Raw genomic sequence first — 7833 nt, 5'->3', positions numbered from 1 at the left:
CTCCGCCTTCAAGTGCAACCAACCCACCTGTTCGATCCAGTGCCCAGTCCATCACGGCAGATGCAAATTGCCTATCCGACGCTGTCACGATTCGCTCATGCGCAAGTCCAAGATTGAGCAATTTTGCTCGGATATCTGCCGCAAACATGCTTGCAAGCACGACACCCTCAATCGAGGAACTCACCAGTTCTTCTGCAGAAATTACTGGCAGCCCATGAAGCAGCGTACCGTGTTTTCGATCATCGTTATCAGCAAATGCAACGACTTTGACCGAAGGAATTGCGGTGCAGGTTTTCCATGCGCGCTCTCCACTCGAACCCGTTCCAAAAATGGCAACCGTCTTGCATGTTTCGCTCATGATCGTTGTAACCACCTTGTCCAGAAACTTCCACGCTTGGGGTGACGCAGACCTTGGATCCATTCTGTAGGCGGTATCCAAACACGGGAACATGCAATCCCCATCGAATGAAGCTGCTCGAGTATGGATGCAACATACATGCTTCCGACTGCAACTCGATCATAGTCCATGCTTGGCAAGGTATCGGGTGCGACCACAGGTCTTCCACATTTTTCCGTCCCCACTTTTTCAGTGCTGTTGTCCACAAATGCGATGATATCCGCATCATGCTTCAGCTGAGCAAATACACGCTCACCAGCCATGCCCGCACCAAAAATCACATATCGCAGCCGCCCCGAGCCAGACGATTCGAGACGATCCGAAAGCACGTCTTCTGGCGCAACATCAATTTTTTCGATGGGTACGTTCCATGACCACAACAGTTCATGCAATGCACGATGAGTATCGGAAACCCCAAGATAAATCTTGTCGAATGAAATGGCAGACAGGTCAGCAGGTGAAATCACGAACCGTCGGGCAAGTTGTTTGCCATGCCTGGCTGAATCACTTTCGCAGAAACACAATATTTCATGTTCCGGTTCAAGAAACTCCTTGGTTCGCAATGCTCCCATTCCACAACCAAAGATCACGATTCGGGGCAGTAAGCTGTCTTTGCTGACCAACCCCTCAATACCCGGCACTAAAATTTTATCGAGTGGAATCCCCAGGCGCAGTAGTAATGACAATGCGCCGCCTGGATCGGCTTGAGAAAGTGCAATCCGTTCAAATTCAAGATCCATCAGCGAGCTGGGAGCCAAAACTGGCAATCCATCAAACTCCCGTCCAATTTTATCGCGGTCATGATCTACATAGCAGACGACTCGATCCGCCTTTGTCAGTTTGGAGCGAAGTTCAACCCCTGATCGATTTGCTCCGTAGATGATCGTATTCTGGTTCATGGATGTCGATTGAGTTTGGTTTTATTGGAAGAGAGCAATGTATCGAACGCTGCATCCAACCGCTCAATGGAATGGAACTTGGCGTATCCATCAAAATCACGCCTCTCGGCATTGGGATCGTTCAAAAGGGACTCAAGCCCTCGCAGAATTCCATGATGATCCCCTTCCCTCACCACAACCCCGAGATGGTGACGTCTCACGCGTTCTGCCATGCAGTGCCCATCGCTCACTAGAACGGGTCTTCGATGCACTGCAGCCTTGGTGAGCAGATTACTGCTGTGACGAAATTCAAGGTAATGACAGTATAGCACATCACTGGCCAATACCAATGAATCAAACTCAAGAACATCTGCGACGGGATGAAGGTGCATCCACACATTGGGTGGGGGGTGATTCACAAAACGCAGTATTTCGCGCAAACTTCGGTCATCGAAGTCGATAAGATCCAAATGACCTGCAAACGCAAAAAACCAGTCTTTTGCAGCAGTTTGTTGGCAAATCCGCATCAGCTCAAGCATGCCCTTTCGCTTACTCAGGGATCCGATGCACGCCACCACCTTACGACCCGCCGCCGCCGCTTTCAGCTTTGGTCCAAGCACAGCTGTTCCGTCCGGTGTTTCATCAACCACATCCGGAAACAAGACAACTGGACGACCTTGCAATGTATGATCCAATGATTGCTTTGCCTGCTCATCAAGCACTCCAACCCCGACACATCTTTTGGATCGAAAAGGGAATCCACTCGATAGCAACCATCGTTCAATACGACCTAGATGCGGAGCGTTGCGGTATTCTCCCGGCCAAAAATATAGCCCAGTCCAACGGTATGGAAAATGTCGGTCAATCATCCATCCGGGAAGAAATGGATGCACATACGTATCCAGCCAGCTCAAATACACCAAGTCAATGTGTCCCAAATTTTGCTCCCCAATCGCTTGGGCGGTTTCGCGCCAAAACTTGATGGCAAAGGCGCGGCTGGGCCATGGTGTTCCGGGAGCTACGGGAGAAGGACGCAAAAAGCGAAACGTACTGAATTTGGCACATAACTCCGGGTAAAACCCTTCCAACCATTTCAATGGTATTTCAGGAAAGGGACAAAAGGCCGTAACCCGATGCCCGCTTCGAAGAAGGGAGCGGATTCCAGCTCGTAAATAGCTTGCCTGATGACCATGCCAGTGAGGTTCAACCATCACAATGTGTTGCGATGGCGTTGATGAAATCCTGGAATCAGAGATCTGCATGCGTCTCAATGCAAAGTTGGGTGAGAAGCCCTGTCCATGCGGTCAGTTGTTGTTTCAAAGAAAACCGTTTCACGCATAGCTCCCTTGCCGCATGCCCCATTTCCTCGCGAAGTTTGGGCTTGTGCAGGAGCAGCTCAACTGCATTTCCAATTTCATTTGTATTACCCACAGGGACGAGCAATCCGGATTCCCCGTTTTGAATGATTTCCGGGATGCCACCCGCAGCAAATGCTACAACTGGTGTCGCGCACAAGGATGCTTCCAGAATCACCTGACCAAACGCTTCCTCCGTTGCCGCACTCACAAACAAGTCTGCACTCGAATAAATCCGGGCCAACTGCTTCGCATCCGTATGATATCCGAGCGCGCGAACCGTCGGCAAATCCGGCGAAGGATGTCCGAATGAAATGAACTGAACACCCTCTTGAAATCGCTCGACAAGAGAAGCAATATGGGATGCCCCCTTTCGAGTCTCACGCAAATTGACCGCACCCACAAGAACGGTGGGAACATCCGACGCAAGGCCCAATTGATTTCGTGCAGCAAGACGATTCACCGGTTGAAATACCGTCTCATCCGCACCGTAATACACGGTCACTACATTCCCATTCGGAAATGCATGACTGGCAAGCTTTCTCACATATTCACTGTTCGCAGCCAGCTTCACCGAATTTGAGCCATTGAACAATTCCCGTCTCAACTTCCAGGCACCCGCAATTCGATCTGGAGCAAGTGAAGGATACTCTTCGGCAGTAGGACAGTTCTGATCACAACCCGATAGATACCGATCACAATTGCCAGGGTAAGTGCATCGCCCAGTTACCAGATGCAGGTCGTGCATGTAGGCCACGACTTTGCATCCAAGACACGTCAGTTCCTCCACAATCTGAAGTGGCCATGATGTCGAATGCAGATTCCCGACCACCACAATATCGGGATAGAATTCAGCCGCAGCCATCAATATCCCATCGATCAATTCGTGCTGAAGTAAGTCATCAGAAGCAAACAGCGAGTCTAATGTGCGAATCCCCCGCCAGCCTTTATCCAATCCAGGACGGCTGAACAGGATGCGGTCTCCCACCTCACCGTTGGCTCCACAAATTGCTCCAACGGTGTGCCCTCCCAGCAATAAGGACTGAATCTGCCGTGCCTGAGCAATGCCAGCACCATACTGAAAGCCAAGATCATTGAGGAACAAAATTCGCACTGATGAGGTCCATTTGAGGTTTAGAATGATCCATAATCACTCCATCCACGCTCATCCGGACGGAGTTTTTTTAGCACAACAAACCGCGCCTCTGGGCACTGCAATCGCTCGTAATGAAAGTTCTTCATCGCATATTGAACAACGCTCGCAACTGAATGGAATTGAAAATCGTCGAACACAACAACCGCTCCCGGGGGAAGGATTTTGTTCACGTAGTAGAAATCCACAAACACTGCGTCAATTCGATGATCCCCATCAATGAATGCAAACGATGCCCGTCCAGCTGAACTTTTCCAATAGTTTGGAAGAAACAAGTCGGACCGCTCCACGTGAACCTCTGCGTGTGCTTCAAGACCACAATGCTTCAACGCCATCATGCCAACTCCCTCCCACGTCTGAAGCTGGTAAGGATCCATGATCACATTGACTCCTTCACCCAAATCCCGCAAAGCCGCACAAATTGCAACCGATGAGAAACCCCACGCCATGCCTACTTCAATCACCGTAGTGGGTCGATGTTCGCAGACCAGATTGAAGAGATACTCAGCCGCAGAGCGCGGTATGGATTGGATGATCTCAATCTCTCGCATCTTTCCCGCCAGAGTTTCCTTGCAGGTCGAGTGATAAAGATCATCAAAGATTTTGGATATGGGGTAATCTGTTTTGCTCATGGATTCTTCAGAAAATGTTTGTGTTGCTCAGCCACCGTCGGAGAGGTGTATACCAGTAACTGAGATTTGCAGTCTGACGATGGTAATCACCCAGATTCAGATAGCGCGGTGCAATCAGCCGGTGCCCCGGGTGGCAACAGCCGGTAATGCTGCAAAACCCCTGTGACTCCGACACTACGAACGCCGAGAATGTATTCGCATCCTCCGGTTGAAAGGTTTTTGAAATCGCATTCACACCCAATGCCATTGATCCATGCAGTAACGAAGGTGCCCTGAATGCAACGACCCTCGCTCCTGCTGCAGCCATGATAACTCCAACCGCAAGTGATTCCTTTGCAAAATCGAGCAGAGCCACCTCTTCACAATGCAGGGCAAATGACCACACCCGTTTCAGGTCTTCAGCAAGCAATTCCGGCCAAAACATGCGTGCTTCATTGAGCAACTCCTTCCGTCGCAATACCGTTCGCACGCGAGGCTTTCGCGTTGGGTCAATCGAAAGCACACATCCTTCAGGGATACCCATTTGTTTGAGCTGGGATTCGATTTCGTCGCGGTACATGCTGGCAACAAGGATGTAGCGATAGTTGTATTGCGGAATGGCCTGTGGTAAAATGATCGATATTCCCTCAATCTGCGTTCCCCTTTTGTTCACATCGTTGTCAACAAACGCAAGAATGGATGTTTTGCTTGGAATTACCTTCCATACCTTACGTCCTCCCGCACCAGCTCCAAAAACGAGCAATCGATCAAAGACCTGAGTAGCGTCCACAATGGGAATCGAAGGATTCCAGTTCGGGGACAACATCACCTCTCTTTGCCCATCACTACCTTCCACTCTGATGACTGCATCCACTTCCAGCAGATGGAGCACATCCGTCGAAACAAGCTTTCGCCCACCCAGGGTAATACCTTCAGGCACTGCAAACGGCTCAGCAAAGGCCACCACATCGTGAAATCGCTCCAGAGCTTCAGCCAACAGCTGCGCAAATCGACTGGTGCCGATCACTGCAATTCGCCGATAATCCTGCAAATCCTTGATCCTATGCTCTCGAATTCCTTTTGGGGTCCCGTTCCTGTCAGGTTCGATTGGCAACGCCCGTCCGCCTTCTTTCCGAGAGCAGTCTGCAAACACCTGCGCTGCTGAGCAGATTGCAGAATGGGTGGGTTTCCTTGAGGATTCAGGCATGATGCTCAACTTTATGGCTCCCCAACAATCTTCGATGGAATCTCCATTCTAGTGCTGCCAAACTCGGGCCAATCGCGAATGCCGAGAAGCAGCGAAGGGCGACCCAATGGATCATTCACTGCAATTTGCTCTGGTTCCAGCCCCATCTGCCGAAGCTGGGCTGCGATCTCCTGTTGCCATTGGCTGGCAATACAGACGATATCCCAATCACAGTTGCGAAGAAGTTCGTTGGGCGACCATACTGGAAGATTCCTGAACATCGTGCCACTTTTCTCAGGATCGTTATCCGCAAACGCTTTAACGCAAAATCCTGGATAATTCAACAGGACATCCCATGCACGCTCAGCACTTCGACCCGTACCAAAAATGACAACACGTTTGGCAGCTCCCTCGAATTGCCGTATCTTGTTCCAAATCTCATCCGCAACTCCCACTACTTCGCCAGGTTTTGTCATCGCATACTCGTGACGCTTCATCCAATCTGCAAATTCGACTTCGATTTCGCGGACAAATCCGGCTGGAAGCCATTCACGCCACTGGCCCATCCGCCCATCAATGCGATGATTTTGATGCAGCCCTGTCAACCGGTTGCTGCGTCTTCCTCTTTCTGGCTTTGAGGTGGCTGCTTCACGTTCCATCTCAACGAGAATCTGTTCCAGTTCTCGCTCAGAAAAAGGATCGAGTTTCAGCGAATCCGCTATTCGGCTCAATACTCTGGTATTCGCCATCAAGATCTCTTCATACCGCAATACCAACGTTGCGCGCTGTTCCCATCGGTCATAATCCCTGAGCACAGTGTGCACCCGTTCGACGGTGAGGTCTGCAGCAAATTTGCGGTGCAAACTCGTCATCATATCGCGTAGATCACGATGCGAAACAAGGATGAATTGCGCGTTGCCTGCAATTTCTTCATCAAACTCGTGGATTTTCACCAGAGCGTGTTTGGCACTCAACAATTCTTTCCGGTCCACATCCTCGATCCATCCGGACAGCACATCCGGACCCAACTGCGCTTGTAATAAATGCCGGGCAGCATTGTACAGCCATGTACTTCCAGATCGAAAAAGCCCTGCAGAAACAACTAACATGATTTTCAGGTCGAAGGTGACAGCCTGGGATTACTCAGCAAATCCGAATGATCGCTCAACTTCAAGAACTCAAGCATCCTGGTCATGTTGGTTTTGCTCGATTCCAAGCCGTCCACATCGGTGCGGAGAGCGTGCTCTCAGATGCAGCCCTTCCATACCACCGTCCCGCCTCCACTTCATCGCCATTGCGTCGATGAGCAATGGCCCTCAACAAACAACGCAAATGACTCGGATAGCTTCGATCAAAAAGCGTCGGACACACATCATCCATTACTCGAACCATTTGCACACTATCCTCGCCCTTTGGACAGAGAATGCTCTGAGCAAGATTGATCGTTAATCGTTCCAGTGCACTGCCACTGTCAAATTCCGGTGACGAATTGCCATACCATCGCTTCGCTTCTTGCTCACATCCAAACAACCACGCTGCAAGCACGGTCTGCGCATGCGCAGCAGGAACCGGTTGTACACCGCACAAATTTTGCCAACACATCTCTGCTCCATCATGATCTCCCAACACAGCCAAGGTCCACGCTCCCAACTGCCAGCCTTCAAGCCCTACACTTTCGCCACAGTTTTGCATGTGGGATTTCCACCAATCGATCCTATCCGCAGGAGAAAGACGCTGCTCATCTTCCCCAAGTGCAGGAATCCATGCACGTGCGATGGCTCCCAATGCCCACGAATAGAGGGCAGGATTCAGCTCCAACAATCCCCTCAATTTCGCGTCAGCAATTTCAATTCGTCCGAGCAGTGCAGTTGCGACGCAGTCCCATACTCTCCAGTTTGAAGGAGCATTCCGATCATATATCAAACCGTTAAACACCTCGACCGCAGCCGAGATCACTTCAGCTCGCCTACCGAGAATGTGAGCATCAGCAACACCGACGAAGAGTGCTGTCGCCGTGTTTCCTGCACGGATCTCGATCCCGACCTCAGAAAGTTGAGAAAGGCTTGAAGGGAACTGTTCAAGATACGCTCTCATAAGTTCACAGCAATGGTTGAGATCCGATGAAGTCTCAATATGACGGATTAGCGCAGTCATACTCTTGCGCGATCCTTCAAGCGGAACAACGGGTGGGTGATCTTTACCCGCGACGCACATCCAAGCTGATTCCCATCGCTCCCAATCCGGCCCGCACAC

The 7833-nt window shown here is 50.6% G+C and carries 8 protein-coding genes; all 8 read right to left on the bottom strand.

What is annotated here, in order from left to right; genetic code table 11:
• The coding region (locus ABQ298_04095; GenBank protein ID MEQ9823544.1) for a hypothetical protein at nucleotides 1–358 on the bottom strand (358 nt) is incomplete at its 3' end.
• A complete protein-coding gene (locus ABQ298_04090; protein ID MEQ9823543.1) occupies nucleotides 355–1296 on the bottom strand; it encodes a hypothetical protein in 942 nt (313 codons plus the stop codon). The genes ABQ298_04090 and ABQ298_04095, both read right to left, overlap by 4 nt.
• Nucleotides 1293–1970 carry a hypothetical protein gene (locus tag ABQ298_04085; protein MEQ9823542.1) on the bottom strand — a complete coding sequence of 226 codons (678 nt, stop codon included), beginning with the start codon at nucleotides 1968–1970 and terminating at the stop codon, nucleotides 1293–1295. Before ABQ298_04085 ends, ABQ298_04090 begins: the two co-directional genes overlap by 4 nt.
• 553 nt (nucleotides 1971–2523) lie before the next feature.
• Complete coding sequence (locus tag ABQ298_04080) at nucleotides 2524–3735, bottom strand: glycosyltransferase (GenBank protein MEQ9823541.1); 1212 nt, start codon at nucleotides 3733–3735, stop codon at nucleotides 2524–2526.
• A 29-nt stretch (nucleotides 3736–3764) separates the two neighbouring features.
• Nucleotides 3765–4415: a class I SAM-dependent methyltransferase gene (locus ABQ298_04075; GenBank protein ID MEQ9823540.1), complete on the bottom strand. Its 651-nt coding sequence runs from the start codon at nucleotides 4413–4415 to the stop codon at nucleotides 3765–3767.
• A 7-nt stretch (nucleotides 4416–4422) separates the two neighbouring features.
• The gene (locus ABQ298_04070; protein ID MEQ9823539.1) at nucleotides 4423–5391 is read right to left on the bottom strand and encodes a hypothetical protein; all 969 of its coding nucleotides are present in this window, start codon (nucleotides 5389–5391) and stop codon (nucleotides 4423–4425) included.
• A 221-nt stretch (nucleotides 5392–5612) separates the two neighbouring features.
• Nucleotides 5613–6689, bottom strand: a complete 1077-nt coding sequence (locus ABQ298_04065) for a hypothetical protein (protein MEQ9823538.1) — start codon at nucleotides 6687–6689, stop codon at nucleotides 5613–5615.
• A gap of 82 nt (nucleotides 6690–6771) precedes the next feature.
• A complete protein-coding gene (locus ABQ298_04060) occupies nucleotides 6772–7674 on the bottom strand; it encodes a hypothetical protein (GenBank protein ID MEQ9823537.1) in 903 nt (300 codons plus the stop codon).
• Between the last annotated feature and the right edge of the window lie 159 nt (nucleotides 7675–7833).

This window comes from Puniceicoccaceae bacterium, assembly GCA_040224245.1.
Lineage (GTDB): Bacteria > Verrucomicrobiota > Verrucomicrobiia > Opitutales > JAFGAQ01 > JAKSBQ01.
The sequence above is the reverse complement of the archived record's forward strand: the minus strand, read 5'-3'. Positions and strand labels throughout refer to the sequence as shown.

What these genes read in the sequence shown, in the direction of transcription:
- ABQ298_04060 (MEQ9823537.1), bottom strand. Translation starts at nt 7,674, where the DNA reads ATGAGAGCGTATCTTGAACAGTTCCCTTCAAGCCTTTCTCAACTTTCT.
- ABQ298_04090 (MEQ9823543.1), bottom strand. Translation starts at nt 1,296, where the DNA reads ATGAACCAGAATACGATCATCTACGGAGCAAATCGATCAGGGGTTGAA.
- ABQ298_04075 (MEQ9823540.1), bottom strand. Translation starts at nt 4,415, where the DNA reads ATGAGCAAAACAGATTACCCCATATCCAAAATCTTTGATGATCTTTAT.
- ABQ298_04065 (MEQ9823538.1), bottom strand. Translation starts at nt 6,689, where the DNA reads ATGTTAGTTGTTTCTGCAGGGCTTTTTCGATCTGGAAGTACATGGCTG.